The sequence below is a fragment of the Streptomyces sp. NBC_01410 genome (assembly GCF_045040195.1).
Taxonomy (GTDB): Bacteria; Actinomycetota; Actinomycetes; order Streptomycetales; family Streptomycetaceae; genus Streptomyces.
The window spans coordinates 4,758,938-4,784,275 of sequence record NZ_CP109530.1 but is presented as its reverse complement, the minus strand read 5'-3'; the positions used below and the strand labels follow the sequence as shown (position 1 = coordinate 4,784,275).

At 68.8% G+C, this 25,338-nt stretch carries 26 protein-coding genes and 1 tRNA gene; 10 read left to right on the top strand and 17 right to left on the bottom strand.

What is annotated here, in order from left to right:
- The first annotated feature begins 306 nt into the window (after positions 1–306).
- Positions 307–2,538: a transglycosylase domain-containing protein gene (locus tag OG741_RS21975; RefSeq protein ID WP_405600415.1), complete on the top strand. Its 2,232-nt coding sequence runs from the start codon at positions 307–309 to the stop codon at positions 2,536–2,538.
- A gap of 112 nt (positions 2,539–2,650) precedes the next feature.
- On the opposite strand, the gene OG741_RS21970 is transcribed toward OG741_RS21975, so the two are convergent.
- Positions 2,651–3,115: a GatB/YqeY domain-containing protein gene (locus OG741_RS21970; RefSeq protein WP_405600413.1), complete on the bottom strand. Its 465-nt coding sequence runs from the start codon at positions 3,113–3,115 to the stop codon at positions 2,651–2,653.
- Positions 3,116–3,289: 174 nt separating this feature from the next.
- Between OG741_RS21970 and mptB the strand changes: the two genes are divergently transcribed.
- The 4 genes from mptB (at position 3,290) to OG741_RS21950 (ending at position 7,094) form a co-directional block, all read left to right on the top strand.
- Positions 3,290–4,726, top strand: coding sequence for a polyprenol phosphomannose-dependent alpha 1,6 mannosyltransferase MptB (gene mptB, locus OG741_RS21965; protein WP_405600411.1), 1,437 nt, complete (start codon positions 3,290–3,292; stop codon positions 4,724–4,726).
- 67 nt (positions 4,727–4,793) lie between these two features.
- A complete protein-coding gene (locus OG741_RS21960; protein WP_405605705.1) occupies positions 4,794–6,110 on the top strand; it encodes a glycosyltransferase 87 family protein in 1,317 nt (438 codons plus the stop codon).
- Positions 6,005–6,931: a metallophosphoesterase gene (locus OG741_RS21955; RefSeq protein ID WP_405600409.1), complete on the top strand. Its 927-nt coding sequence runs from the start codon at positions 6,005–6,007 to the stop codon at positions 6,929–6,931. The genes OG741_RS21960 and OG741_RS21955 overlap by 106 nt, the downstream gene beginning before the upstream one ends.
- An 89-nt stretch (positions 6,932–7,020) precedes the next feature.
- Positions 7,021–7,094: transfer RNA gene (locus tag OG741_RS21950), tRNA-Pro, on the top strand.
- Between the two features lie 120 nt (positions 7,095–7,214).
- Here the strand turns inward: OG741_RS21950 and OG741_RS21945 are convergent.
- The 13 genes from OG741_RS21945 to OG741_RS21885 all read right to left on the bottom strand — a co-directional run bounded on the left by OG741_RS21945 (position 7,215) and on the right by OG741_RS21885 (position 19,669).
- Entirely contained in the window at positions 7,215–8,729 is a 1,515-nt protein-coding gene (locus tag OG741_RS21945; RefSeq protein ID WP_405600408.1) for a tyrosine-type recombinase/integrase, read from the bottom strand.
- 893 nt (positions 8,730–9,622) lie between these two features.
- Positions 9,623–11,098: an ATP-binding protein gene (locus tag OG741_RS21940; RefSeq protein WP_405600406.1), complete on the bottom strand. Its 1,476-nt coding sequence runs from the start codon at positions 11,096–11,098 to the stop codon at positions 9,623–9,625.
- Positions 11,099–11,100: 2 nt separating this feature from the next.
- Positions 11,101–11,934 (bottom strand): bifunctional DNA primase/polymerase, encoded by an 834-nt coding sequence (locus OG741_RS21935; protein WP_405600404.1) that lies wholly within the window; start codon positions 11,932–11,934, stop codon positions 11,101–11,103.
- Positions 11,931–12,614, bottom strand: coding sequence for an SAM-dependent methyltransferase (locus OG741_RS21930; protein WP_405600402.1), 684 nt, complete (start codon positions 12,612–12,614; stop codon positions 11,931–11,933). Before OG741_RS21930 ends, OG741_RS21935 begins: the two co-directional genes overlap by 4 nt.
- 84 nt (positions 12,615–12,698) lie before the next feature.
- Entirely contained in the window at positions 12,699–13,001 is a 303-nt protein-coding gene (locus tag OG741_RS21925; RefSeq protein ID WP_405600399.1) for a hypothetical protein, read from the bottom strand.
- Between the two features lie 253 nt (positions 13,002–13,254).
- Positions 13,255–15,348, bottom strand: coding sequence for a hypothetical protein (locus OG741_RS21920; protein ID WP_405600397.1), 2,094 nt, complete (start codon positions 15,346–15,348; stop codon positions 13,255–13,257).
- 2 nt (positions 15,349–15,350) lie between these two features.
- Positions 15,351–16,898, bottom strand: a complete 1,548-nt coding sequence (locus tag OG741_RS21915; RefSeq protein ID WP_405600396.1) for a hypothetical protein — start codon at positions 16,896–16,898, stop codon at positions 15,351–15,353.
- A gap of 94 nt (positions 16,899–16,992) precedes the next feature.
- Positions 16,993–17,235, bottom strand: a complete 243-nt coding sequence (locus OG741_RS21910) for a hypothetical protein (RefSeq protein ID WP_405600394.1) — start codon at positions 17,233–17,235, stop codon at positions 16,993–16,995.
- A 20-nt stretch (positions 17,236–17,255) separates the two neighbouring features.
- Entirely contained in the window at positions 17,256–17,591 is a 336-nt protein-coding gene (locus OG741_RS21905; RefSeq protein WP_405600391.1) for an RRQRL motif-containing zinc-binding protein, read from the bottom strand.
- On the bottom strand, positions 17,588–18,592 hold the full coding sequence (locus tag OG741_RS21900; RefSeq protein ID WP_405600390.1) for a DUF2637 domain-containing protein: 1,005 nt from the start codon (positions 18,590–18,592) through the stop codon (positions 17,588–17,590). Before OG741_RS21900 ends, OG741_RS21905 begins: the two co-directional genes overlap by 4 nt.
- On the bottom strand, positions 18,589–18,867 hold the full coding sequence (locus tag OG741_RS21895; protein WP_405600388.1) for a DUF6303 family protein: 279 nt from the start codon (positions 18,865–18,867) through the stop codon (positions 18,589–18,591). Before OG741_RS21895 ends, OG741_RS21900 begins: the two co-directional genes overlap by 4 nt.
- Positions 18,867–19,130: a DUF6284 family protein gene (locus tag OG741_RS21890; protein WP_405600386.1), complete on the bottom strand. Its 264-nt coding sequence runs from the start codon at positions 19,128–19,130 to the stop codon at positions 18,867–18,869. The genes OG741_RS21895 and OG741_RS21890 overlap by 1 nt, the downstream gene beginning before the upstream one ends.
- An 89-nt stretch (positions 19,131–19,219) precedes the next feature.
- Positions 19,220–19,669 carry a transcriptional regulator gene (locus OG741_RS21885; protein WP_405600384.1) on the bottom strand — a complete coding sequence of 150 codons (450 nt, stop codon included), beginning with the start codon at positions 19,667–19,669 and terminating at the stop codon, positions 19,220–19,222.
- Positions 19,670–20,376: 707 nt separating this feature from the next.
- Here OG741_RS21885 and OG741_RS21880 point away from each other — a divergent pair.
- Together OG741_RS21880 and OG741_RS21875 are read left to right on the top strand one after the other, a co-directional pair.
- Positions 20,377–21,093, top strand: a complete 717-nt coding sequence (locus OG741_RS21880; RefSeq protein ID WP_405600382.1) for an XRE family transcriptional regulator — start codon at positions 20,377–20,379, stop codon at positions 21,091–21,093.
- Between the two features lie 2 nt (positions 21,094–21,095).
- The gene (locus OG741_RS21875; protein ID WP_405600379.1) at positions 21,096–21,569 is read left to right on the top strand and encodes an NUDIX domain-containing protein; all 474 of its coding nucleotides are present in this window, start codon (positions 21,096–21,098) and stop codon (positions 21,567–21,569) included.
- On the opposite strand, the gene OG741_RS21870 is transcribed toward OG741_RS21875, so the two are convergent.
- The 3 genes from OG741_RS21870 to OG741_RS21860 form a co-directional block, all read right to left on the bottom strand.
- A complete protein-coding gene (locus tag OG741_RS21870; protein WP_405600377.1) occupies positions 21,557–22,129 on the bottom strand; it encodes an HD domain-containing protein in 573 nt (190 codons plus the stop codon). The genes OG741_RS21875 and OG741_RS21870 overlap by 13 nt on opposite strands.
- Positions 22,126–22,593 carry a GntR family transcriptional regulator gene (locus OG741_RS21865; protein ID WP_405600375.1) on the bottom strand — a complete coding sequence of 156 codons (468 nt, stop codon included), beginning with the start codon at positions 22,591–22,593 and terminating at the stop codon, positions 22,126–22,128. The genes OG741_RS21870 and OG741_RS21865 overlap by 4 nt, the downstream gene beginning before the upstream one ends.
- Positions 22,594–22,790: 197 nt before the next feature.
- The gene (locus OG741_RS21860; protein WP_405600372.1) at positions 22,791–23,087 is read right to left on the bottom strand and encodes an integrase core domain-containing protein; all 297 of its coding nucleotides are present in this window, start codon (positions 23,085–23,087) and stop codon (positions 22,791–22,793) included.
- A gap of 374 nt (positions 23,088–23,461) precedes the next feature.
- On the opposite strand from OG741_RS21860, the gene OG741_RS21855 reads away from it, so the two are divergent.
- The 3 genes from OG741_RS21855 (at position 23,462) to OG741_RS21845 (ending at position 25,225) form a co-directional block, all read left to right on the top strand.
- Positions 23,462–23,698 (top strand): hypothetical protein, encoded by a 237-nt coding sequence (locus tag OG741_RS21855; RefSeq protein ID WP_405600370.1) that lies wholly within the window; start codon positions 23,462–23,464, stop codon positions 23,696–23,698.
- A 70-nt stretch (positions 23,699–23,768) separates the two neighbouring features.
- On the top strand, positions 23,769–24,293 hold the full coding sequence (locus tag OG741_RS21850) for an RNA polymerase sigma factor (protein WP_405600369.1): 525 nt from the start codon (positions 23,769–23,771) through the stop codon (positions 24,291–24,293).
- Positions 24,290–25,225: a hypothetical protein gene (locus tag OG741_RS21845; protein ID WP_405600367.1), complete on the top strand. Its 936-nt coding sequence runs from the start codon at positions 24,290–24,292 to the stop codon at positions 25,223–25,225. The genes OG741_RS21850 and OG741_RS21845 overlap by 4 nt, the downstream gene beginning before the upstream one ends.
- The last annotated feature ends 113 nt before the right edge of the window (positions 25,226–25,338 follow it).

Sequence of the window (25,338 nt, the reverse complement as noted above, 5' to 3'; positions counted from 1 at the left end):
GCACAGCGCAACACCCCCTTCGGGCCCAATCTTGAATGGCCCGAACGGACTATGCGTACGCGGCAGATCACCCAGGGGAGTGAGCTGAGGGCATACGTCACTATCCCGACAAAACGGGACAGGTTGGTTGAGTCACAACGGACGTCGGGCGACGCATGAGGCGGATTCGGACAGTGGCCCGCCGGCTTCGGGTACAGCGGGAATCCGGGAAGGCCTTGATGCAGAACCGCACTGCTGTGACAGTTGTGAGCAGCTTAGGCCAAGGCCTATACGCGTGTCCGGCGAATGAGAACGTAGGCTGCCCCCATGCCAAAGAAGCGCTCCGGCGGAGGTCTGACAGGGACCCAGCAGGCCGCCAAGTTCCTCGGTGTCAGCGTGCTCGCCGGAGCCGTGCTGGCAGGCATCGCGCTGCCCGCCGTCGGTGCGCTGGGCCTCGCGGCCAAGGGGACGGTCAAGGGATTCGATGAGATCCCGGCCAATCTCAAGACTCCGCCGCTGAGTCAGCGGACCACGATCCTGGACTCGCAGGGCGGGCAGATCGCCACGGTCTACTCACGCGACCGCACGGTGGTGTCGCTCAAGGACGTCTCCCCGTACATGCAGCAGGCGATCGTCGCGATCGAGGACTCACGCTTCTACGAGCACGGCGCGATCGACCTCAAGGGCGTCCTGCGCGCGCTCAACCGCAACGCCCAGTCGGGCGGCGTCTCCCAGGGCGCCTCGACCCTGACCCAGCAGTACGTGAAGAACGTCTTCGTCGAGGAGGCCGGGGACAACGCCGACAAGGTCGCCCAGGCCACCCAGCAGACGATCGGCCGCAAGATCCAGGAACTGAAGTACGCGATCCAGGTCGAGGAAGAGCTGGGCAAGAAGAAGATCCTGGAGAACTACCTCAACATCACCTTCTTCGGGCAGCAGGCGTACGGCATCGAGGCCGCCTCCAAGCGCTACTTCTCCAAGTCCGCCAAGAACCTGAAGCTGGAGGAGGCGGCGATGCTCGCGGGCATCGTGCAGTCCCCCAGCCGCTACGACCCGGTCAACGACACACAGGAGGCGACCAAGCGTCGCAACACCGTGCTGCAGCGCATGGCCGACGTCCACGACATCACCCAGGCGGAAGCGGACAAGGCGAAGGCTGCGCCGATCGGTCTGAAGGTCAGCAAGCCGAAGAACGGCTGCATCACGGCCGTCAACGGCGCGGGCTTCTTCTGTGACTACGTACGCGAGGTGTTCCTGTCCGACCCGGTCTTCGGCAAGACCAAGGAGGACCGGGCAAAGGTCTGGAACCAGGGCGGCCTGACGATCAAGACGACGCTGGACCCGCAGGCCCAGAAGTCCGCCCAGAAATCGATCAAGGAACACGTCTACAAGACGGACGACGTCGCCACCGCGGTGACGATGGTCCAGCCCGGCACCGGCAAGATCGTGGCGATGGGCCAGTCCAGGCCGTACGGCTTCGGCAAGACCGAGACCCAGATCAACTACTCGGTCAACCAGGGCATGGGCGGCTCGAACTACGGCTTCCCGGTCGGCTCGACCTTCAAGCCCTTCGTGGCGGCGGCGGCGATAGAGCAGGGCAAGCCGCCGACGCAGGTGTATCCGGCGCCGTACGAGATGCCCTACCCCTCCCAGGTGGCGACCTGCGGCGGAAAGCCGTGGGTCAACCTCGGCAACCAGCGGCTGGAGAACGAGAACGAGAAGGAGGTCGGTCCGTACGCCCTCAAGGAGGCGATGGCGAAGTCGGTCAACACCTACTTCGTTCAGATGATCGCCGACATCGGTCTCTGCCCGGTCATGGAGATGACGCAGAAGCTCGGAGTGGTACAGGGCAACGGCAAGAAGCTCCCCGAGGAGCCCTCGCCGCTGACCCTGGGCTCCACAGGCATCTCGCCGCTGACGATGGCCAACGCGTACGCGACCTTCGCCAACCGCGGCACGTACTGCACCCCGACCGCGATCGAGTCGATCGAGACGGCCGACCGCAAGAACCTCGAGGTCCCGAAGTCCACCTGCGGCAAGGTCATGTCCGACCAGACGGCGGACACCATCAACACCCTGCTGCGCGGAGTGATCGACTCCGGTACGGGTCAGCAGGCCGGTCTCCAGAGCCGTGACAACGCGGGCAAGACGGGTACGACCGACGGCCGCAGGAACGCCTGGTTCGTCGGCTACACCCCGAACCTGTCCGCCGCTGTCTGGGTCGGCAGCCCCACCCAGCAGGTGAAGATGGAGCGCATCTACATCGGCGGCGAGTACCAGGACAAGGTCTTCGGCGGTCAGGTCCCCGGACCCATCTGGCGCGATGCGATGACCGGGGCCCTGGAGGGCAAGGAAGCGCTGCCGTTCATCACCGTCCCGATCCCGGACCCGCCCAAGCAGAAGCCGGAGAAGCCGGAGGACGGCAAGCCCGGTGACCACCGGGGCCAGGACAACGGCGGGCAGGACCCGTTCCCCGACATCTCGATCCCGCCGGACCTGATCGGCGGCGGGAACAACCGCGGGCAGGGGAACGGCGGGACGACCGGCGCATTCCCGTAGGAAGACCGCAGCAGTCGCGTACACGTAGTTCGCGTAGAGGTAGTCATGTACGAACCGAGGGGACCCGGCCGGGCGGCCGGGTCCCCTCGGTCGTGCTGTGTCTGTGCGCGGCTCAGCCCGCGAGGAGCTGCTTCACCGCGGCGGCCACCCGGCCGCCCTCGGCACGCCCCGCCACCTTCGGGTTCACGATCTTCATGACGGCACCCATTGCCCGCGGCCCCTCGGCGCCGGCGGCCTTGGCCTCCTCGACGGCCTGCGCCACGATCGCGCCCAGCTCGTCGTCGGACAGCTGCTGGGGCAGGTACGCGTCGAGCAGCACGCCCTCGGCCAGCTCCCGCTCGGCCGACTCGGTCCGACCACCCTGCTGGAACGCCTCGGCAGCCTCGCGGCGCTTCTTCGCCTCCTTGGCGATCACCTTCTGCACCTCGTCGTCGGAGAGTTCGCGCGCCGTCTTGCCGCCGACCTCCTCCTTCGTGATCGCGGTGAGGGTCAGCCGGAGTGTGGAGGAGCGCAGTTCGTCGCGCGCCCTGATGGCGGCGGTGAGGTCTTCCTGGAGCTTGGACTTGAGGCTGGTCATGGGGTCCAGTGTGGCAGGTGGGTCGATGTGCTGGCCCGCGCATTTCGCGGCGACGGCCCGGACAGGCCTCGGAACCCCTCGTGCGTATGTTTGTAAGACTGCCGACATATGGCGGCCGCACGATGGCGATGACGACGTCGCCTTTCGGACACCGCCCGTTGACACGCTGCCCAGATGCTGGTGCTCCCCGTCTCCGTCGACACCCGCCGCTGCCAACTGCTCGGCCTGGTGGGCTCGGCAGCGCTCGCCGCGGGTGGCGTGACCGCCGGCGCCCTGCCCGTACGGAATGCTCTCGCACCGGAGTCGGGCCGAGCAGCGCTCGGACTGGTCGCCGCGTACTTCGGACTCGTCCTGCTGGTAGCGGCCTGGGCGCTGCTGGGGCGGGCGGTCCGCGGACCCAAGCCGCCCGGACGGCGCACCCTGCTGCTCACGCTCGGACTGTGGGCGGCCCCGCTGCTGCTTACGCCGCCGCTGTTCAGCCGGGACGTGTACAGCTATCTCGCGCAGGGCGCCATGGTCGACGCACAGATAGACGTCTACACGCACGGGCCGTCCCGGCTCGGCGGACCGTTGCCCGCCGAGGTGGCGCCGCTGTGGCAGCACACCCCCACTCCGTACGGACCGCTCTTCCTCGCCTGCGCCCGCGCCATCACCGACTTCACCCGCAGCGAAGTCTTCACCGGCGTGCTCGGGATGCGGCTCGTCGCCCTGCTCGGCGTCGCCGTGATGGTCTGCTGCCTGCCCGCGCTGGCCCGGCACTGCGGGGCGGAACCGGCAGCCGCGCTCTGGCTCGGGGCGCTCAATCCGCTGGTGCTGCTGCATCTTGTCGGCGGCGCCCACAATGACGCGATCATGCTCGGCCTGCTGGGCGCCGGTCTGGTGGCGGCGCTGGGGCGCTGGCCGATCGTCGCGGTCGTCCTGGTCACGCTCGCGGCCCTGGTGAAAGCGCCCGCCGCGCTCGGGCTGCTGGCCGTCGCCCTGCTCTGGGCCCGGCAGCTCGACAGCCGTACGCCACGGGTGAGGGCCGCGGCGGCGGTCCTGGGGATCAGCGCCGCCACCACGGCGGTGACCACCGCCCTGACCGGCACCGGATATGGATGGATAGGCGCCCTGGACACCCCGGTCTCGCCGCAGAACTGGTCACTCACCTCCTCCCTCGGCCGCATGACCGGCGCACTGCTGGAGAACGCGGGCAGCGGGCTCGCCCAATTCGCCGCGCCCGCCTGGCACTTGGCGGGCCTCGGCGCAACTGCCCTGGCCGTACTGCTCGCATGGCGGCGCCACCACCGGCTGCGCCCTGTGTACGCACTCGGGCTGAGCCTGATCGCGGTGGCCGTCCTCGGACCGGCGATAAGGCCCTGGTACGTGCTGTGGGGGCTGTTCCTGATAGCCGCGGCGGGACCGGACAGTTGGGTGCGCCGGACGGTCGCCGTTGCGAGCGGAGTCCTGGCTCTGGTCGTACTGCCGAGCGGCTTCGCACCGGAGGGACCGCAGGTGGCGCTGGCGACCTGCGGCGGAGTCCTCGCCGTACTCGCGCTGTGGTGCGCCCACCGCATGACGGTGCGCGCCGCGGCCCGCACCGGGACGGACCCGCTGGGGAGCACCGCATGACGAAGAGACCGGGGAGCCGCCGGACGATGCCAGGGAGCACCACATGTCGATGACCAGAGCCACGGCCATGACCTGGCCGACGACCACGCGCGGACGGCTGTCCCTCGTCGGGGGGCTGGCGGCCGCCGTCGGACTCTTCCTGGCCACGGTCCCGCTGCACCGGGACTGGTTCGACCTCGGCGTGTACTACGGCACAGTCGAGTCGTGGACCGACGGCGGACGCATCTACGACTATCTGGTTCCGGGGACTCACTACGGCTTCACCTACCCGCCGTTCGCCGCCGTGTGCATGCTGCCGATGACCCTGGTCGACTGGCAGAGCGCCGTCGCGATCAGCGTGCTGCTCAACCTCGCGGCGGCGGGAGCGGTGCTGTACTGGTCGGCCGGAACCGTCGTGCGGCGGCAGGGCTGGAGCCGGTGGTTCACCTTCGCCGTCGCGGGCTGTCTGTTCGTCCTGCTGGAGCCCGTCCGCGACACCTTCAGCTTCGGCCAGGTCAATCTGCTGCTCCTGGCGCTCGTACTGTCCGACGCCTGGCTCCTGTCCACGGGCCGCGGCCGCTTCGCGGGCTTCGGCATCGGCCTGGCCGCCGCGATCAAGCTCACCCCGGCCGTCTTCATCGGCTACCTGCTGGTCACGCGCCGCTGGCGAGCCGCCGCCACCGCCACGGGCGTCGCGACCGGCGCCACACTGCTCGCCATGTGGGTGGCGCCCGACGCCTCGCGGGTCTACTGGACCGAGGCGATGTGGAACACCGACCGGGTCGGCTCGCTCGCGTACGTCTCCAACCAGTCCTGGCAGGGAGTCGTCGCCCGGCTCTCGGAACCCGACGCCCCCAGCCGCACGGTCTGGGCGCTCGGAGTGATCATGATCCTCTGCCTCTGGGCCTGGCGCGCCCGCCGGGCCGTGGCCGCCGGAGACGAACTGGCGGGCTTCGCCGTGACCGGCCTCACGGCCTGCCTCATCAGCCCGGTCACCTGGGTGCACCACCTGGTCTGGGTGTTCCCGGCACTGGCCGTCCTCATCGACGCGGGGCTGCGCCTCCAGAAGGGTGACCCGAGACGGCGCCGCCTGCTGCGCTGGGCGGGCGGGATCTACGTCATCCTGTGCAGCAGCGTCGTATGGCTGTGGAGCTGGGACGCGACGGGCATCGACGGCTTCGTCGGCAGCAATACGTACGTCTGGATCTGTCTCGGTCTGCTCATCGCCCTCCCCCTGCGGAAAGGGGCGGCCGCCGCCCGCCCGCTCCCCCACCACGCCGGGTCTGCGACGATGGGCGCATGCGCGCACGCTACGGAGTACCCCTGGGAATCACGGCAGTCGGCGCTGCCGGCCTCGCCTACGCCGCCGGCTTCGAAGCCCGCTCCTTCCGCCTCCGACGGCTGACGGTTCCCGTCCTGCCGCACGGGATGCGCCCGCTGCGCGTACTCCAGGTCTCCGACATCCACATGGTGTGCGGCCAGCGCAAGAAACGGGCATGGCTCCAGTCCCTGGCAGGCCTGCGCCCGGACTTCGTGGTCAACACCGGCGACAACCTGTCCGACCCGGACGGCGTACCCGAGGTCCTCGACGCGCTGGGCCCGCTTCTCGAATACCCCGGCGTCTACGTCTTCGGCTCGAACGACTACTACGGCCCCACGCTCCGCAACCCGGGCCGCTATCTGATCGAGAAGGCCCAGGGCCGACACGGCCTGAACGGCAACGCCCCGGCGGTGGGCGTGGTCCACAACCCGTGGGAAGAGCTGCGCGACGCCTTCGACACGGCGGGCTGGGTGAACCTGAGCAACAGCCGCGGCAGCCTGAAGCTCGACGGCTACGAACTCGCGTTCACGGGCCTCGACGACCCACACGTCAAACGCGACCGCTACGACCGCGTCGCCGGCGGCCCGGACACGGCCGCCGACCTCTCGCTGGCCGTGGTCCACGCCCCGTACCTGCGTACGCTCGACGCCTTCACGGCGGACGGCTACCCCCTGATCCTGGCGGGCCACACCCACGGCGGCCAGCTGTGCATCCCGTTCTACGGCGCCCTGGTCACCAACTGCGACCTGGACACGGCCCGCGTCAAGGGCCTCTCGACCCACCAGAACGCCGGAAACGTCTCCTACCTGCACGTCTCGGCGGGCTGCGGCACGAGCCGCTACACGCCGGTGAGGTTCGCGTGCCCGCCGGAAGCGACACTGCTCACACTGGTGGCGCGGGACTGAGACGGCCCCGGGAGATGCGCGAAAACCGGATTTCGTCCAGGGGCGCGGGTGGGCTAAAGTAATCGATGTCGCCGCGACAGCGGTGACATCGGGGTGTAGCGCAGCTTGGCAGCGCGCTTCGTTCGGGACGAAGAGGTCGTGGGTTCAAATCCCGCCACCCCGACAGCTGAAACACCAGGTCAGGGCCGGTTTCCGTCACAGGAAACCGGCCCTGATTCGTTGTACGGCGGCCTCCTGGGAGAAATCTGGGAGAAGATCTTGAAACTCCTCTCCCAGATGGCGGCTACTGGCGCCGAGTCAGACGCTCCTGCAGGAGACCGTTCAGCACGGTCACAGGAGAGGTGAGACTCATCGCCAGTCGAGTATCGAGCGCCGCTTCCCATTCCGCGGTGAGGCCCTCTCTGAGGTCCTGACGCATCTGCCGCGTGATGTGCGAATAGCGCGCCTGGACCGAGCCATCCATGTGGCCCATGCGCTCATCCATCAACTTCGGAGGGATACGCAACTCCTCCATCCGCGTCTTGTGCGTGTGACGCAGCCCGTGAGGAGTGAGCCCCTTCGCGATCGGCAGCCAGCACGCATCCGCTCGCCCGTGGGCACCCCTCCCCCGCGCCGGCACTCCCGGCCAGGGCTCGGCCAGGAGCGGCACAGGCCGCGCCTCCTGCGGCGCCTTCTTCGGGTACCAGCCCGAAGCTGCTGGCGTGAAGAGCCACGTTGCGAACCCGTTCCGACGCCAGTGGGCAGCCTGCTCCATGGCTCCCCCGCCGCGCGTGAAGCCAAGGGCGAGGATCGCCTCCCGAACACGACCCCTGGTCGCCTCAGCCACCATGTCGGGCCGATTGAGGACGTTGGACACGGTGCCCGTGGAGACCCCGGCACGTCTCGCCACGTCCACCACCTTCGCTCCGGTCTCCCCTGTTCGAGAGATTCCCTGGCCACGGAACACGTACGTCTTGCCGTGGCACGGGCATGGCGCAGGGCGGGTGCGGGCGACTTGCTCTGACAGCAACCGTGCGAGCCAGGCCGGAAGGTCGATCGTGCGATAGCTGTCATCCTTGGGAGGGCATCGCTCAAACTCGCCTGAGTCGAGCTCGTAGAGCTGCCACTCAACTCGGAGAGCTGCAGGGCGAAGGAACTCAGCCTCCAGACCGACGAGTTCCCCCCATCGCATACCGGTGTAGCCCTTGGTGACGCCAGCCACGAATTCGTCGTCGCGGCCGGAGAGTAGGGCAGCACGCTCGGCGACGAGCAGGATGCCGAGAGGATCCGTGACCACCTTCTCGGGGCCGCGATTACGCGAACGGCCGGCGCGCTTGCCTCGGCCACGGCGCTTGGCGGCCGGGTTGGCGCTGATGAGTCCCTCATCGATTGCGTCCTCAAGGACCAGGTGCAGTGTGCCGCGCCACGTCTTCACACTGGACGCGGCGTACAGCGCCCTTTCCTTCCTGTCCCACGCATCGACGTCCACACGCTGAATCGACGAGAGAGGGCGGTCCTCGAACTCGGGGAGCAGGTGCTCTTCGAGATGCCGACGGTAGTTCTGCATCGTGGAGGCTGCGAGGTCTTGACCTGCGTACCAGCGTGAGGCGTAGTCACCGAAGGTGGTTTGGCCCGCGGCCGGGTCCTTCCACCCTCCTGAACGGATCTTTGCTTCCTCTGCGTCTGCGGCGCGCTTGGCCTCTCGCTTCGTGCGGAAGCGGACGGTGTTCCCGTTCTCATCAGCGACCGTCCCATACCTGCCGGTTGAGATCTTGTAGCGGCCACGCCAGTACGTGCCGCGGTCTTCCGCGAAGCCCATGCTCCCTCTCAAGACAAAGCGGTGGGTGGGAGCCGTCGACTCCCACCCACCGCGATCGTTCAGTTCGTCAGGCGGCGTTCCGTGTGCGTCGTGGACGCCGCGCCCGGAGCTGCACTACGGGTCCTGCTGCTTGCGCCTTAGCGCGACGGCGAGGCGAGGACGCGCTGCCCTCAGAGGGGCTCGCCTCTTCAGGGCGTTCCTCAAGGATGTGGAAGATCTCCCTTACGTGATCGTTGGTGAAGCGGTAGCCACTGCCGCTTCGCATGAAAGGGATACGCCGACGCCGGGCCTGCTCTTTGACCCACCACTCAGAGCACCCAAGTGATGCCGCTACCTCGGCAGCCGAGTAGCTCTTGGGGAGTCCGATCTCCTTCTGCACCTTCACGGCTCCTCACTACGCGTCGTCTCTGGTACCGCCACGCGCGAGCATGGCGGGCCTGCGAATGGGGTTGATCTCAGGTCTCCTTGGGAGCCTGCGCCTGTCCGAGGCGCGGGATTCTGCGTCACCGCGTCATCTGCGTCATTCGTGCTCCTGACCTGCGGTTTTGAGTGACGCAGAGGTCCCGGGGGTGTGTCACCGGCACGGGTGGTCTCTGTCATCGGTGACGCGGGTGACGCGGGGTGACGCAGCCATTGCCCGTCTGCGTCACCGCCGTAGTGGCAGGTCAGTGGCCATTTTCCGTGCCTCGGTGACGCGGGTGACGCAGCGTCCCTTTTCTTCGGACAAGAGAAGGGAGGTGTCTGTTGTGGTGCGCTGCGGCTCAGAGCGTGAAGAAGGAGCCGCTGCGCGGCGCGACCACCGGGCGGCGGCGTTGCCGCCGAACAGCAAGAGGAGCACGTCCTCCGCGCGTGGTGCTCCTCTTGCTTGTGCGGGTCGGTCGTGGTGTCGCAGGTCAGAACGCCTGCTCCTGCTCGTGTGACGGCGGGGTCGGCGGTCGGGTCATCTCGATGTAGCGGGCCGTCTTGGTGCGGCCCCAGTCGATGAGGACACCGCGAGCGGCAAGGGTCGGCTGGAGGCGCTTGAGGCGGTCCGAGAGGACTTTGCCCGTGGTGGGCCAGCCCTTGGGCAGGGGGCGGCAGTCGTCGCCGGTGTAGAGGCGGGTGAGGCAGTGCAGCCATTCGGCAGACGTCATCCGCTCCTCTGCCCCCGCATCGAGGCCGGCGGCGTGCGTCAGCACGGTCTGTGCGAGGAGGTCGCCTTCGATGACGTCGTCGTTGAGGTCATCCAGGCTGGTCCGGTAGGCGTTGAGCGCTCCGAGGCCGGTCGCCGCGTCGAGCTGTGCGCACAGGTGGGCGAAGTCGGCCATGCGCAGGTCGGTGGGGATGTCTGCCTCGGCTGCGCGGACCTTGCCGGTGAGGTCGAGGAGGGACCCGAGAACGACGGGGAGAACCTCTTCGAACTCCGCCCACAGTTCGGCTTCGGTCCGCCTCACTCGGGGGCGTTCCAGGCGCAGCGGCAGGAGGCGTTCGGCGAGGTCGGGTCGGATGACTCCGACGTCGATGCCGGTCAGCAGCAGGGGCCGGCGGTAGCGGGCGCGGACCACGTCGCCATCGGTGTACAGGGCGCGTTTGATGGTCTCGGCGCCGGTGACGATGCAGCACAGGAGGTCGGACAGGTCCGGAGCCAGGTGGGAGAGGTTGTCCAGGGCGGTGACCCATCCGGCTGCCACGGCCGCGATCAGGTTCTCCTCATCCTTCGGGGCGCGGCGCAGGTCGCCGCTCATGCCCTCGATGATCCGCACGAGCATGCGGCCACCGGTGGACTTGCCCGCACCCTGGGGGCCGGTGAGGAAGGGAGCGGGGACGGGCACGGACGGCCCGAGACAGCCGATGAGCCAGGCGACGGCCAGGCACTCGGTCTCGGCGTTGGCGAAGTTGCACAGCCGTAGCAGGAGGTCGATGCCCTTGCCGTCGGTGTCCTTGGCGGGCAGGGGCAGTTCGCCGGTGAGCTGTGTCCGTCGCCAGCACACTTCCTGCGGGTCGGGGGTGACGATGTCCCAGCCGGTGGGGTGGATACGGATGGACTGTCCGTCGTTGCGGCCCAGGTCGAGCCACGTCGCACCGTCGAATCCCGGCGCGACGCGGATGTGTACGGGCTGCACGTCCTGGCTCATCGCCAGCGCTTCGATGAGGTCCAACGCCTCCTTGAGCGCGGACCCGTTGAACACGCCGAGCCCGTCGTGGAAGAGGCCGACCATGAGTTCCTGCCGGTGGCTGCCCGAGGTGCCCTGGGACCGGATCGGGCGGGCCACGGGGTGGCCGTTCTTCTGCGCGAACACGGTCCCATCAGCGGTGCGGAAGTACCGGAAGTGCGCTTGCGCGTAGTCGGCGATGACCTCGCGGGCCGGGTTCTTATCGTCGTCGGACATAGCTACAGTCCCAACCTGGTACGGGCGTTGGTCCACGCGTCGGTGCAGTGCCGCGGAGATTCGCCCTTTGCCTGGGCGGCGGTGAACAGTCGCGTGATGTGGGCGTCGGTGAGGCAGCCGCACCGGCCGTGCGTGGACAGCACGGCGAGGAACGTCCGGTAGACGGTGGCGTGCACCGCACTGGAGGCCTCGGTGATGCGCTGCTCAGCCATAGCGATGCCACGGTCCAGATAGGCCGGCGTGCGGTGGCGGCACTCCCCGCCCCCGGCCAGTGCGGGCACGGCGATGGCCTGCGGCGCCGGCCGGACCGTGGAGGGTTCGTTCACGGCCAGCGCGCGCACGACGTCCGGCAGCGCCGTGATGGTGCCGGTGCCGGGACCGAGCCACCGGGCGTAGGCCATCGTGGACTTGATGTCGACGCCGTCACGAACGGCGTTCACGGAACGCACGGCGCCCCGGTAGATCCAGTGCTCTCCGCGCGTGGTGGACACGGTCTGGGTGGACGGAAGGGTTCGACCTGCCCAGGCGATGGCGGCCGGGTTGTCGAGATCGACGACAGTGAGGCCGGCGCCGCCGGGGTGGTAGGCCACCGCTACCGCTTCCCGCCACGCCCGCGCCCACGAGTTGATGGCCCGGAGGTCGATGGTGGCGGCGGCCCAGCCGTGGCACGGGTGCGGGCAGGTACAGGGGCCGGGGGTCTTCATGTTCGGCCGGCCACCGCAGCCGTTCTTGGCGCAGGCCGGGCAGTTCCCGAAAGGGACCTTGCCCTTGCGCAGGGGCAGCGCGGGCACGCCGTGGGTCGCGAGCCGGAGGGCCGTGTGCAGGTGCTCGCTCATGCCACCACCGCCATCGCGCTTGCCAGGAACGCGGTGCCGATCCACTCCGCGTAGGCGGGCGGGATGCATTCGCGGATGCCCTCGCGGGTCATCCACTCCACGCTCATCACGCGGCGGGCGAGGGGGACGCCGGAGAAGTTGCCGACGAACTGCCCGTAGTGGCCGGGCGGGACGGGTCGGCCCATCTTCGCCTGAGGGACGGTGTGGGCCGGATGCGCGGGCGGCGTGAGGGTGAAGCCTCCGCCGGTCTCGAAGTAGCGGTGCCGGTAGGTCTCCAGCCCGAACATGGGCCCGCACAGCATCACCGGACGGCGCAGCTTGGGCACTGCTCCCCGAACGTTCTCGATGACCCACTGGCGACCGGTTTCTTCCAGGGCGGTGCGGGTGGGACCGATCAGGTCGGGGTGCTGGTTGCCGTGCAGCCGCTGGCAGTCACTGTCGAGCTGGCAGGGCGGCGAGGCGTGGATGAAGTCGAACTCTGCGCCGTGCTCACGGATGAACGCGACCGCATCACCCTGGATGAACGGGAAGGGGTAGAGGGGCTGAGGCTCGATGTCGATGCCGGTCACGTCGAATCCGGCGTCGGCGTAGCCCTTGCCGGCGCCGCCCTGGCGGCAGAACGCGTCCAGCAGGCGCGGCCGTAAGTCGCGCTCTCGCATGATGTCGGTGGGTTGGGTCATGCTGGAGGTCTCCAGTTCTCTTGTGATTGCTGGGAGACCGGGGCGACCGCGCTTCTTTGGCGAGAGTGGCGGTCGCCCCGGGCGTCATTGCTTGGGGCGGGTGAGCTTGAAGGTGAGGCCGCCGATGCCGATCGGCCCGGCGGCCCCGGCGATGAGGGTGGCGGTGTGGATGGCGAACTCGAACAGGGCGAGGATCGCGGCGACCGTGCCCGCGACCCCGATCGCGGTGGCGAAGCCGAGGCCGAGCGGCACCAGGTAGGTGTGTGCGGTCCGGGCAGCCGGGGCGGCCTGGAGGACGACGATGATCGGCCTGCCTTCTCGTTCGGCCTGCCGGTAGATGTCGGCGGGTATGTGCGGGGCGATGGTTCCGGGCGGGTGGTGGGTCATGGTGGTGCCTCCGTTCGGCTCGCGGTGGGTGGTGCGGGAGCGGGGCGGGCCGGTCTCCACAGGGTGTGGAAACCGGCCCGATGCGCAGCGCCGTACGGTGTCGGCTTGTCGTGTCGCTTGTCGTCTGACTTGTCGTGCGGCTTGTCGCTTGTCTTGTCTTGTCGCTTGTCACCTTGCAGGTCACAAGCCGTTTCGGGCCCTCAGCAAGCCGCCAGAGCCCTTCTCGCAGGGATGGGCGACAAGCGACAGGCGGTCACGCCTCGGGGGCGTGGCGTTGGTGGACGTAGCGGGCTTTGGTGCCCGCTCCGACGCGTACGGCGGTGCCGTCGGCGGTCCATGTCTTGAGCCATCCGACGACGGTTTGCCGGGTGGTGCCGTACTCGTCTGCGAGCGCGCGGGCGATGGCGGATGCCCCGGTTCCCTCCGGCCCGGCGGCGAGCAGCAGCGCGAGCGCGGCCTCCTTCGCGGCGTTGTCCTCGGCCCTGAGCGCGGAGAGGTTCAGCCCTGCCGGTGTGGGCGGCTGCTCCGTCCCCGTGTCCGGCTCGGTGGCTCCGGGTTCGGGGGCGGTGGCGAACTGGGCGTCGATCTGCTCGCGGAACTTCCGGGCGAGCGCGTCCGCGGCGGACTCTGCGGCGGGCGGCTGCTCGCGCAGGGCGGAGAGGTTCAGTCCGCCCGGGGTGCCGGCGGACTCGGCCGCTGTACCCGTGGCGGGTGCATGGTCGTGGTCGTGCATCCAGGCGATGCGGTCGCTGTACCAGCGGCGGGCGTAGTCCTGCCCTGCCGCCTTGGCGGAGGTGGCGTCCAGGGTGGGGTGCCGGTCGGACGTGGCGGCGACGATGTCGCGGATCTGGTTGGGCAAGATCCGCCACGACTTGAACAGCGCCGGGGCCGATTCGGGGGTGCCCATGAACCCTGCGCCCTTGTGGGGGGCCTGGTCCACGCGCAATCCGCGGGAGCCAGGGAATTGCTTGCCCAGGTCCATGCCTTCGGTCTCACCGCCCGTGAGGGCGACGCGGACCTTGGCTTCCCGTCGGATCATCAGGTTTCCGAGGACGGCCCCGGTGGCTCCGAGCGCGGTCAGGACGGTGCGGATGCCCATGGCGCGGGCGATCCGGATCACTTCCAGGATCTTCGCGGCCAGGATCTTGGACGGCCGGTCCATGCTCGCGAGGATCTCCGCGCCCTCGTCGATCACGATCTCGATCTGCGGAATCTGCGCGCTGATCGGCAGCAGATCGGTGTTCGCCTTCGACATGAGGTCCTGGTAGGCCATCTTGCGGTGCTTCGCGATCCGCACGGCCGCATCCAGCATCAGCGCGGCTTCCTCGTGGGTGGAGGCGAGCCAGTCCACCCCCGGCCGCACTCCCTCGCGGTCCCCGGCCAGCGCGGGGCGGACCCAGGGCAGGCCGGCGGAACCGGCGTTGAGGTCGATCACCCAGGTGAGGACGTCGGTGGCGCGGGCGAACCCGGCGAGGATCGTGTGGACCATGTTCGTCTTGCCCGAACCGGTCGGCCCGACCACCAGCGCGCACTGCTCGCGCAGGTAGGCGCGGATCTCGTCCGCGTTCGTCCTAAGCCCCCACGGGATACCCGTGTGGAGGGAGAGCGGCCCGTAGTCGGTCGGGTAAGTGACCTCTGCCGCGAGCACGTTGACCGTGGTCACGTCGATGAGGACGCGGCCCTGGTCGATGCCCTGAGAGGCGGAAGCGGTGCAGCCGTGCGGCAGCCGCGCATCCGCCGAGAGGCGGGCGGCCTCCCGCGCGATCCTGTCGTAGGTGACGCCACCCGGCGGGAGCGCGGCATCGATCGTGAATCCGGCCCCGGTGGGCCACATCTCGACGGCGAGGACGCGCACGGTGATGCCGCAGACGCGCTGGATGCGGTCCACCCACTCCGCGGCGATCGCCCGCCGTTCCGCAGAGAGTTCCTGGGAGACCTGCCGGTCAGCTGCGGCGATCGCCTCCAACTCCCGTGCCTCCTCGTGCAGGAGGGTGGCGCGGGCGGCAGCCCCGAGGCCGACGCCGAGGGTGGCGAGTGATCCGAGGGCGGCCCAGGTGAGCGGGCCCGAAGCCATGGCCCACGTCGTCCACCCGGCACCGACCAGCCACGACGCGGCGCAAATGCCGATCGTGCGGGCCGAGAGACGATCGCGCAGGCTGGTGGCGGTGTGGCCGATCGCCCCGGCCGCGCCGACCGCGAGCACCCAGCCCGGGGGCATGCCGGTCGCGGCGCCAGTGGTGGCGAGGGCGAAGGCTCCGGTGGTGGCGGACAGAGCGCCGGTCACAGGTCCGTGACCGGCAGCCCAGTCCCACACCGGCCCCGTGCTGGCCTGTGTGTTGGTGGCCATGGTTAGACGTTCCATCCCTTCTCGGCCTCGGTCCCGTTGCGCGGGTCCTCGTGACGGGCGATGTCCTGCTCGTGGGCCTGGCGGAACAGCGGGCCCATGTCCTCGGCGACCGCGACAGCCGACATGAGCGCACCGAAGATGTCGTTGAAGCCGTCCGCGACTTCCTTCTCCAGCGGGAACTCCGAGTCGGCCCGCTCCGCGAGGATCCGCATCACGTTCGCCACGCTGGTCAGCGCGGCCGGGAGCCCTTCGACCATGGCCAGAATCTCCATGGCGTCCTCGGGGTCGTAGCTGTTGGCCGCGGCTTCCATCTCCGCCGCGTACTCCTCGAACCGGAAACCAGACACGATCTCTCCCTCACTGCTCTCGCTGCTGGTGGGTGCTGCCGGCGTCGGCCCGGCCGGACGCTTGGCCGTGTCCCCGACCTGCTCCGTTCCGTCGTCGGCCGCCTCGGCATCGGCCGCGGCCTCGGCGTCCTGCAGGACCTCCCGGATCTCCTCATCCCGCGCTGTGCGCTGCTCGTCGGCGGTGCGCATCATGCGCGCGTAGAGACGGCGGCCCGGGTGCACCAGCCACGGCAGCCCGAGCTTCCGCCCGATCGGGGACGTGATCAGACCGACGATGCCCAGGGCACCGGCGAGCAGGACCGCGAGCAGGCGGCGACGCTGGAGGCGAGCAGCCGAACGACGCAGGGCTTTGCGCGCCTCCTTGCGGGCCGGTGCCTTACGCACCTGGTCACGCTGCCCGGCGACCTGCCCGGCGGTCCGCTCATCACGCGCCTGACGGGCGCGCTCTATCGCCGCGCCCCGGGCCTTGCCCATGCGCCCGGCAGCCTTCCCAACGCCCCGACCGACCAGCCCCTTACGGGCAAGGGAGGCGGACCGCTGATCGGCCTTGGCCTTGCGGCGGGCGTCCGCCACTGAACGGCGGGCGCCCTGCGTGTCGTTGCGGCGGGCGGCCCGCGACGGCGAGGTCTGCCGGGCCGCATCCCGCAGCGCCTTGACCTGCCCGACCTTGCCCCGAGCTCTGCTCGACGCTCCGGACAGTTGCGACGCCGTGGCAGCCTCGCGAGGGCTGCGGTTCAGCCCTCCCGCCTTGGCAGCAGCAGGGGAACCGGCAGCAGCGCGGGGCGACTTACCCCGGCTACGACCAGCGGCCCTAGTGGCGCCGACGTTCCCATTACGGGCCTGCGTCGGCACCCGACCAGCGCCGTGCCGGGAGGCACGGCCGGCCGATGCGCTTCGGGTCCGGGCCGTACTGCCGGTCGTCGTCTTCCTCTTGCGGTCGCGGCGGCCTCGGGAGGCAGCGGCGACGGTGCCGAGAACCACCGCGCCGGTGGCGGCGACGGCGAGCGCGACAGGTCCGCCGACCAGCGTGGCGGCGGCCAGCAGGGACGTGGTGGTGTTCGTGCCGGTCACCGCGAGCGGGACGACCGGCCACCCGCCCGGCGTGTGCTCAACCTCGGCGGCTGCCGGTTCGGGTGCCGGGGGCGGTGTGGTGTCCGGCGGGGCCTCGGTGCCCGCTTCCGGAGCGATGGTGGTCTCAGTCATGCTGGTGTGCACTCCTTCGCTGGAGAACAGCAGGGCCCGCACGCGATGCTTGGTAGGCGCGGCGTGCGGGCCCTGCTGGGCGAGGTTTGGCAGGTCAGAGCCGGTTCGGCTCCAGGGAAAAGAAGACGACGTTGGCCCTGGCGAACGCGGGGTTCTCCGTGCCGACGTGGTCCCGCAGGGCCACGAAGAGGCTGTGCCGGGTGTCGTCGCAGGCCGGGGTGACGGTGCCGTACCAGGTACCGGCAACCCGACCCGGCAGATCGAGAGTCAGCACGTAGTGATGCGAGCCCTGATTCTGGGCGGCCGGGGTGGTGCTCTCTTCCGTCTGGCTGCTCATGTGCTGTGTCTCCTGTCGTGTCAGGCGGCGGATTCAGGTGAGTCGGCGCAGGGCGTGCACATGCCGCGCGACGGCGGGATGCGATAGCCCGCGTCACGGCGGCAGTTCGGGCAGATCCGGCGAGCGGCGTTCGCCCGCTCCAGAGCCGCGCATTTGGCGGGGGTCATGGGACGGACGGGCTTGGCCCGGTCGATCCGGTAGAGGTAAGCGACCAGCGGGCCCCGGCGACGGCGGGGGCGCTGCAACTCCGCGGCCACGTCCTGCCCGCCGGGCCGCAGCCCCATGGCCCGCAGCTGGCGGTAGGTGGCGTAGCCGTCCGGGGCGAGGCGCCACCGGTAGACCGGAAGCGCGCTCACGACGATGCGACCTCGAGCTTCCGGCCGGCGGTGGTGTCGCGGTACTCCTGGTAGCGGGTGGAGACCCAGCCGACCGACCAGCCGCACAAGTCCGCAGTCGCCCGCACCGGCAGGCCCTCAGCGAACGCGGCGGCGACGATCTGGCGGGCGCTGTCCTCGGGCAGCTTCTCGTTCACCGGGCCGCCGGACAGCAGCGCGGCCCGTTCACGCTCCGCCTGCTCCTCCCGCTCCGCCTGCTCACGACGGGCAGCGGCTTCCCGCTCCAGACGCTCCGCCTCGCGGCGCTGAGCAGCCTCCCGTTCCAGGCGTTCACGCTCCCGCTGCTGCTGTTCACGCTCACGTTCACGGCGTTCACGGGCTTCACGCTCGGCACGCTCGCGGGCTTCGGCCTGCTCCCGTTCCTCGCGCCGTACCGCCTCTTCCCGTTCGGTCTGTTCACGGGCGATGTGTGCCTCGTGCTCGCGCTGTTGACGGGCCAGCGTCGCGGCGTGCTCGCGTTCCTCGCGGGCCCGCTGCTCGGCCGCCTCGCGCTGTTCCCGCTCAGCTTGCTCGCGCTCGTTTTGCTCGATCCGCATGCGGGCTTCCTGCGCGGCCAGGGCGGCGGTGATGGCTCGGCGGTAGGCGAGTCCGGTCTCTGCCGTGACGATCAGCAGCAGCGGCGCGACCGCGTGCACGGCCACTCCCACCAGGTCTTTTCTCAGCGCGGAGTCGGCGACGTTGAGCGCGAGGGTCATGCAGCCGGTCATCCACCGCAGCGCGATCGGCCACCGGCCACCGTGCCCACCCAGCCGGGCCAGCACCGCGTCCAGGCGGACCACAATCACGACCGCCGCATCCACCACCAGCGGCAGAATCGGCGCCGTCCAGTCCCACTCATCAGGGGTGTGAACGGCCATGAGCGGCGTGACGGTGAGGATGGAGTAGAGCATCGCCCCGGCCACGATCAGCCACGTCCCGACCGACAACGCGCGCTCGGCTGAACGGATCTGAACACTGTTCATTCCGTCGCCTCCCGCACCGTGACCGACGCGATCAGCAGCACCGCCGACGACGGGTCGTCAAACGTTGCACTGTCCTCGATCCACTCCCACTGCGCACCATCGGTGAGCGCGTAGCCGAGGGCGTTCAGCGCCCGTGAACGCTCCTGAACCGTCGGCACCGCAGCACCGCCACCCAAGTCCCGCTGCGGCCATGCCGCCCGCGTGTTGAGCAGCACCACATACAGGCGCCAACGGCCCCGGCGGCGCGCCATCTGCGCCGTGAACATGGCGGCCATCACGCCACCTCCGGCGAACCCGTGACGCCCCGGTTGGCCAGCTCACGGCGGGCGACCAGCACCCGCCGGCGGGCCCGCCGGATCCGGCGGACGTCCAGCGGCGACGGTGTGCGGTCCAGGGTCGTGATCTGCGCGTCCAGCAACTCGAGCTCGGCCGTGATGACGGGCATCTCCCACTCGATCGCGTCCAGCTCCGCGGCCGTGGGCTCGCGGTCGAAGTCGGGGGCGGTAACAAGCGCCTGAACAGCAGCGATGTGGTTCATGGGTCGTGGTCTCCCTAGCAGGTTCACGGCTCGACAGCGGCCCCGGAGGTGCAACTCCGGGGCCGCGCGCCGTGGGACGGAAAGTTGGGTCAGACGGTGGCGATGATCAGAGCGGCGATGAGCAGCCACAGGTGATGGAAGGACTGATCCAGCGCATAGGCGCCGGTCCCGATGTGCGGGTTGTCGTCCCGGCCGGCACGCGGAGCACCCAGCCGGTAGAAATCGCCCTTGCCCGTCACCTCAGCGAGGCCGGCGAGGCTGCTACGGCGATCAGCCCAGCCATGCGACAGGGCATCCACGGCGAGGCCAGCAGCCACACCGGCCGCGGAGAGCTCCAGCCCGAGCAACCACGCCACAGGAAGCAGCAGCAGGGCTTTCGTGGCTGTGAGGGTGGCGACGTGCCGTGCGGCGGCGAGGCGTCCGGGCCAACCCGGCGCCCCCTTCGTGCATGACTGGTGCGATGTCTGCACCCAGTGGTCACCCACCGAATGCCCGACCCATAACGCGATGAAGACCGCAGCGAACAGAGCAGCATCCATGCGGAAACTCCCAGGTAGAGAGGAACGAGCAAGCCGCCCGGCTCCCCTCAACCCCGCCCGTACGGCACGAACACCGGACGGGCAGGGGAGGCAACCGGCCGCAGCAGACCGCTGCGCAGGTGACCGAACTCCGCGAATCACCGGATGTCCCGGTGCGCTCAGCGGTGGATCAGGGAGACGCGAAGGGCATTAACCGCCCGTGCCGGTCCCGCACGAGCAGCGCCCTGGTACTTAACTCACGCATCAGAACTCCTCTTCTCGCCGGCCGTATGTGATGTCGCACTGCAAGGGGGACCTCGTCCCCACCCTCCGGCCGTTGCTCGCGGTCACCGGGCCACCTCGCCAGTACGGGCCGAAACCCTGTTCCACCTGGCCTTCAGCGGGATTGCAGCGTCCCCGCCCTCTACTGCTGAGCAGCCCGAAGAAGGCTCCTCAGACGTCGCTGAGAACTGCGATCGAGCTAGTCTCGATGCAGTACCTCTATTACAGGTACTGCATTGGGATCCGTCAAGCTTGCCGACGGACTCTGCGGTTCTCGCGCCGGGACTTCTTGGCGCACCATCAGAATCGGTGCAGGTGAGGGGCGTTGTTCACCCCGCGCATGGACACCTTGGGGCGATCTCGCTACCGTCAGGAAGTCCCTAGACGTCCCACCGGGGGTTGAGATGTCCAACGAGCGCTTACGGTCTGCTCTCTTGGCGCAGGGCATGACCGTGCAGGACCTGGCCGACGCGATCGAGGTCAACCCGAAGACGGTCGAGCGCTGGATCACTCAGGGGAAGGTCCCGTATCGGCGGCACCAGTACGCGACAGCGTCACTGCTCAAGGTCGATGTGACGACGCTGTGGGAAGACTCCCGCACGGTCGAAAGCGCCTCGGACCTGAGCAAGGCTGAGATCGTCACGGTCTACCCGCATCGACACATGGTGCCCGCCGGACTCTGGCGCGAGATCTACGGGCGGGCCCAGTCGCACATCGACGTACTCGTCTACTCCGGACTGTGGCTATCGGAGGACCCGCTCTTTCACGGTCTGCTCAAGGCCAAGGTGCAGGGGAACGCGCAGGTGCGCATCCTGCTCGGGGATCCGGATTGTGCAGCGGTCAAGCAGCGCGGCATAGACGAGGGTCACCAGATCATGGACGGGAAGATTCGCAATGCGCTGATGAACTACCGGCCACTGTTCAGCAGCCATCCAGACATCGGCTTCCGGCTGCATGACGCGACGCTTTACAACTCGCTGTTCCGAGCCGATGACGAAATGCTAGTGAACACGCACGTCTACGGCATCGGCGCGTATTTGGCTCCCGTTCTGCACCTGCGACGCTTGCCGGGTGGCGGGCTCTTCGACACGTACGCGAATAGCATCGAGCAGACCTGGGGAGGCGCGCGCCAGGTGACAGACCAAGACCTCACGGGAGCTTGAGCATGGGCCGCATTGACTATCTCCACGACCCCGACGCCCCGCCGGCCAACTCCGTCGTGCCATCGGTCGTCGCGTTCCTGCAGAACGACGCGGGCCAGGTGCTCGTGATCCAGCGGTCCGACAACGGGCGGTGGGCACTGCCCGGCGGCGGACACGATGTGGGCGAGTCGATCAGTGACACGGTGGTGCGGGAGGTCTGGGAAGAGACCGGCATCAAGGCCGAGGTCATCGACATGTCCGGGATCTACACGGACCCTGGCCACGTGATGCTGTACGACGACGGGGAGGCGCGGCAGCAATTCAGCATCTGTTTCCGGGCGCGGCCGATAGGCGGGGACGTTCGTACCAGCGACGAGACGACGCAGGTCCGCTGGGTTGCCCCAGCGGACCTGACGGAACTCGACATTCACCCCACGATGCGGCTACGCATCGAGCACGCGATGGACCGGACGCGAACGGCTCCCTACATCGGCTGACGCTTGGCCGCGGCGACCCGCTCCAGGACTCGGGCGGTACCGGCCAGGATCTCCGGTTCTGCGCGACGGATGAATGTGCCGATCAGACTGTCGGGCCCGTACCGCCCGGCGATCTCGTTGACGCGATCCACGGGGTTGGTGGGCGAGCCATCCGGGGTCGTGTTCATGTCGCAGTAACAGAGGGCGTCGGCGAGGTGCGGGCGCTCGCGAGGAAACTCGCCCTCCAGCTCATCGCGGAGGCCACGAGCCTCAGCTTCCATCCAAGCGCACGAGTGGTGAGCCACGAGCCGGATCACCCGCTCGTCCGCGTCGGCCAGGTCCCGCAGATACCGCGCACCGTCCAGCGGGTGAAAGCCGGTCTTGGCAAGGTCCGGTGCGTACCCGATGTCATGCAGCACCGCGGCGGCCTCCAAGAGATCCGCGTCAGCACCGAGGATGGGTGCGATGGCCCGCGCTCGCTCCGCCACCCCGAGCGAGTGCTTCCAGCGACGCGGCAGCGGATCGGCCAGCAGAGATTCGGCGAGGGGGTAAGCCCACTCGGTCAGTTCGGTTGCACTCACAGCTTGGATTGCTCCTCTCGGCTTGGCACAGCCAACACAGTGCGCTGCTTCCCCTGCCTTGCTTCCGACAGCAGGCCGACAGCTTCGAGCTTGCCAAGCGCCTTGGTCACGGTCGGCCGCGAAACACCGAACCGCGTGGCGAGTACGGACGTGCTGGGGAACGGCGCACCCACCGCGATATTGTCTCTGGTGATCACGTCGGCGATCCGCTCAGCCAACGGTCTGCGGTCGACGCTCCGCCCCTGCCTGATCACGCGCCACCGGCCACCCGGCACCGGTTCGGCCACTCCCTCTCGCCGAAGCACGTTGAAGGCCCGGAGGGCTACGCCTCGAGATACGCCATGCTCCTCCATAAGGGTCGCGAGCGTCGGCAGCTCAGTCATCTCCAGGTTGGCCTCGATCTCCGCCTTCACAGCATCCGCAATCTTTACGAAGGTTCCCCGAGGGCTTGTCTGCTGCGACACTCGTTCTCCCTCTCTGCGCGCCGTCGTCACGGTCAAGCGTCCCATGGGCTTCCATGCAGGCGACAGCATGTCCAGCGAGCCGACGCCGTCCGGGGCATGACTCGATCCTCCGTCTCAGATTCCGTCTCATTCACCTCCGTACGTCGGCGTTCATCTCCGTACGCGCTGTCAATCCCCTGGAAACGTAGAGTCCTCATCTATGCGGCTTGGGCCCTCTGGTGGGCTTGGCCGCGTTGTTGTCTGATCTTCTGCTCGAACTCCACGGGCGGGAGTCCGCCGGCACGGGTGTGGCGGCGTTTGGTGTTGTAGAAGTCGGCGATCCAGGTGGCGATCTTGATCCGGGCCTCGGCGCGGGTGGTGAACCGGTGTCGGTGGACGTACTCGGTCTTGACCGTGGAGTTGAACGCCTCGGCGGCGGCGTTGTCGAAACAGGACCCCACTCGTCCCATGGACTGGACCACGCCCAGCCGGTCGCACTGCATGACCCCGGTCAAAGCGTGCCTCCGGCGGGGGCGCTCAGGCTCCGAGATGGAGGGGACGCCGTTCGCGAGTGCCGGCCCTCGTTGGACCTTGCCGGATAACGAGATGTCCGCCGCCTGCCCGCTGCTCGCACCGGGCCGTGGCTCGGCGGGGTCACGGCCGGTATCGACGTCGGCATCGCCTCGGCGACCGGAGTCAGGGCAATCCAGGAGCAGACGACGGCTCTTCCTCCTATCACCACGGAAGTGAACTACTCGAGTGCGCCCTCGTCTCCCACCAGGTGGGAAGAATCTTGGAGCTGGCTTCCCGATCAAGCTCCCTGACGGCCACATACAGGTACGGGCAGATACCGCACCTGCTCCCGGTACAGAACGAAGGGGAGGCGAGCATGGACCCCGTCACCACGGCGGCGCTGGCGACAACTGCGGGTGGGGCACTCACGTGCATCACAACGATCACCGCAGGCTGGCTGAAGGCGCGGCTGCAGCTGCGGCGGGCTCGCGAGGAATCACGACGCCAGCACGTACGCATGCTGCCGACTGGCAGCCGCATCATCGACCTCGGCAAGCGCGGCATCGTCATCGAGGTCGGGACGCGGAAAGGCAGGGCTGGTGAACGTGGATGACCCCGAACCCTGGCCCCTCACCGACCCCGGCCGCGGGGACAGCACCCCGCCGCTGCGGGATGCTGCCACGATGGCCGGGATGCGCGGCGATTTCCTGGACTTCGTGGACGGCGCCTGCCACCGCATGGTCCGTCTTCTGATGTTGGACGGAGCTTGTCGGCAGGATGCCGAGGACGCTGTGCAGGAGGCGTTCCTTCAGGGCTGGTGCGAAGTCGTCGCCGGGCGATGGGCATCGATCGACAACCCGTCCGGCTGGATCCGCCGGGTCGTGTGGCACGTTCACCGCAGGCCGCCCGGGCAGAAACGGATCCAGCCGCAGATCGCGCACGGCATCGAGGTGCCGGACCTGGCAGACCCGGGTCCGGGCCATGCGGACTTGACTGAACAGACCCTCATCGTCATGGACGCCCTGGCCCGCCTCCCGGAGACTCAACGGGCAGTAATGGCCCTCACCATGGACGGCTCATCCGACACCGAGACCGCCTATCTGCTCAGCTTGACCGCACAGAAAGTTCGTGACCTGCGCAAACAAGCGCGCACCGCTTTACGGCGGAATCTCGCTCCACGACCGGGACGAAGGGAGGACACTCAATGAGCAACCCCGAAGACATGCCTGAGAAGCTCACCGACGCGCAGCTCGATGCTCTCCTGGACAGCACCGGAAGCGACCTCCTGCGCTACCTCCAGGCCACCAGCGACACCAGTACTCTCCTGTCCGCTTTCCTGACAGCTGACCAGACCACGTTGGAAACCCCGGCCGCACTGTACGACGAATGGGCCACCAGGCAGGCTCAGGCGGCTATCGCCATCAGGGCCCTTGCCCGCGGCCTCGACCGCGTCGGCAACAGCGCCAGCGACCTCGACAGCGCTCTCGCCCGCGCTCTCGCCCGCGCCCGCGACTTCGACCACGCTCTCCCACGCGATCTCGTCCGTGCCCTCGACAACGCCTTCGATCTCGACCTCAAACTCGACCACGAGGTCGATCTCGGCCGTGCCCTCGACCGTGCCCGCGACCACGCCCGCGAGCTCATCCGTGCGCTCGACAACGCCTTCGACCACGCCCGGGAACTCGCCCTCGCCCTTCAACTCGAAATCGACCGCGAGGTCGATCTCGTCCGCGCCTTCGATCTCGTCAGCGCCCTAGGCAGCGCCCGCGCCAGCGCCCGCGACAGCGCCCGCGCTCTCGACCGCGCCCGCGACCTCATCGATGCCCTCAGCGGCGCCCATGACCTCCTTCCCAACTCTGACCGCACCATCTCCGTACAGTCATGGCATCGTCTGCGCAAACTCGCTGAAGGACAGGTAGATGCCTCTGGTGCAGACCTCAGGCAGACGGACGTCACCGACTTGTCCCTGCTGACCAACTTCATCTGGTCAGACGAAACTCTCTGGCCACCTGGGACTAAACAGCGAATCCGTGTCCGCTCACGGGAACTGCGTCCTGGGGTCTACCTCGTACGAGGCGGCAGGTCAACACGACGTGGTAGCAAACGGTTCCGGGGCACGGGCGCGGACGGGGTGAACTGAGTCAGCGGGCGGCGAGCATCACCGGCGTGACTGTGAGAGCCGGAGCTCGTCGACCAGGGTCCCTCGCGTAGTCGGGTTCGCGAGGGCGGGGGGCTCTCCCATGGGACGAGATG

What these genes read in the sequence shown, in the direction of transcription:
- OG741_RS21975 (WP_405600415.1), top strand. Translation starts at nt 307, where the DNA reads ATGCCAAAGAAGCGCTCCGGCGGAGGTCTGACAGGGACCCAGCAGGCC.
- OG741_RS21970 (WP_405600413.1), bottom strand. Translation starts at nt 3,115, where the DNA reads ATGACCAGCCTCAAGTCCAAGCTCCAGGAAGACCTCACCGCCGCCATC.
- mptB (WP_405600411.1), top strand. Translation starts at nt 3,290, where the DNA reads ATGCTGGTGCTCCCCGTCTCCGTCGACACCCGCCGCTGCCAACTGCTC.
- OG741_RS21960 (WP_405605705.1), top strand. Translation starts at nt 4,794, where the DNA reads ATGACCTGGCCGACGACCACGCGCGGACGGCTGTCCCTCGTCGGGGGG.
- OG741_RS21955 (WP_405600409.1), top strand. Translation starts at nt 6,005, where the DNA reads ATGCGCGCACGCTACGGAGTACCCCTGGGAATCACGGCAGTCGGCGCT.
- OG741_RS21945 (WP_405600408.1), bottom strand. Translation starts at nt 8,729, where the DNA reads ATGGGCTTCGCGGAAGACCGCGGCACGTACTGGCGTGGCCGCTACAAG.
- OG741_RS21940 (WP_405600406.1), bottom strand. Translation starts at nt 11,098, where the DNA reads ATGTCCGACGACGATAAGAACCCGGCCCGCGAGGTCATCGCCGACTAC.
- OG741_RS21935 (WP_405600404.1), bottom strand. Translation starts at nt 11,934, where the DNA reads ATGAGCGAGCACCTGCACACGGCCCTCCGGCTCGCGACCCACGGCGTG.
- OG741_RS21930 (WP_405600402.1), bottom strand. Translation starts at nt 12,614, where the DNA reads ATGACCCAACCCACCGACATCATGCGAGAGCGCGACTTACGGCCGCGC.
- OG741_RS21925 (WP_405600399.1), bottom strand. Translation starts at nt 13,001, where the DNA reads ATGACCCACCACCCGCCCGGAACCATCGCCCCGCACATACCCGCCGAC.
- OG741_RS21920 (WP_405600397.1), bottom strand. Translation starts at nt 15,348, where the DNA reads ATGGCCACCAACACACAGGCCAGCACGGGGCCGGTGTGGGACTGGGCT.
- OG741_RS21915 (WP_405600396.1), bottom strand. Translation starts at nt 16,898, where the DNA reads ATGACTGAGACCACCATCGCTCCGGAAGCGGGCACCGAGGCCCCGCCG.
- OG741_RS21910 (WP_405600394.1), bottom strand. Translation starts at nt 17,235, where the DNA reads ATGAGCAGCCAGACGGAAGAGAGCACCACCCCGGCCGCCCAGAATCAG.
- OG741_RS21900 (WP_405600390.1), bottom strand. Translation starts at nt 18,592, where the DNA reads ATGAACAGTGTTCAGATCCGTTCAGCCGAGCGCGCGTTGTCGGTCGGG.
- OG741_RS21895 (WP_405600388.1), bottom strand. Translation starts at nt 18,867, where the DNA reads ATGGCCGCCATGTTCACGGCGCAGATGGCGCGCCGCCGGGGCCGTTGG.
- OG741_RS21890 (WP_405600386.1), bottom strand. Translation starts at nt 19,130, where the DNA reads ATGAACCACATCGCTGCTGTTCAGGCGCTTGTTACCGCCCCCGACTTC.
- OG741_RS21885 (WP_405600384.1), bottom strand. Translation starts at nt 19,669, where the DNA reads ATGGATGCTGCTCTGTTCGCTGCGGTCTTCATCGCGTTATGGGTCGGG.
- OG741_RS21880 (WP_405600382.1), top strand. Translation starts at nt 20,377, where the DNA reads ATGACCGTGCAGGACCTGGCCGACGCGATCGAGGTCAACCCGAAGACG.
- OG741_RS21875 (WP_405600379.1), top strand. Translation starts at nt 21,096, where the DNA reads ATGGGCCGCATTGACTATCTCCACGACCCCGACGCCCCGCCGGCCAAC.
- OG741_RS21855 (WP_405600370.1), top strand. Translation starts at nt 23,462, where the DNA reads ATGGACCCCGTCACCACGGCGGCGCTGGCGACAACTGCGGGTGGGGCA.
- OG741_RS21850 (WP_405600369.1), top strand. Translation starts at nt 23,769, where the DNA reads ATGGCCGGGATGCGCGGCGATTTCCTGGACTTCGTGGACGGCGCCTGC.
- OG741_RS21845 (WP_405600367.1), top strand. Translation starts at nt 24,290, where the DNA reads ATGAGCAACCCCGAAGACATGCCTGAGAAGCTCACCGACGCGCAGCTC.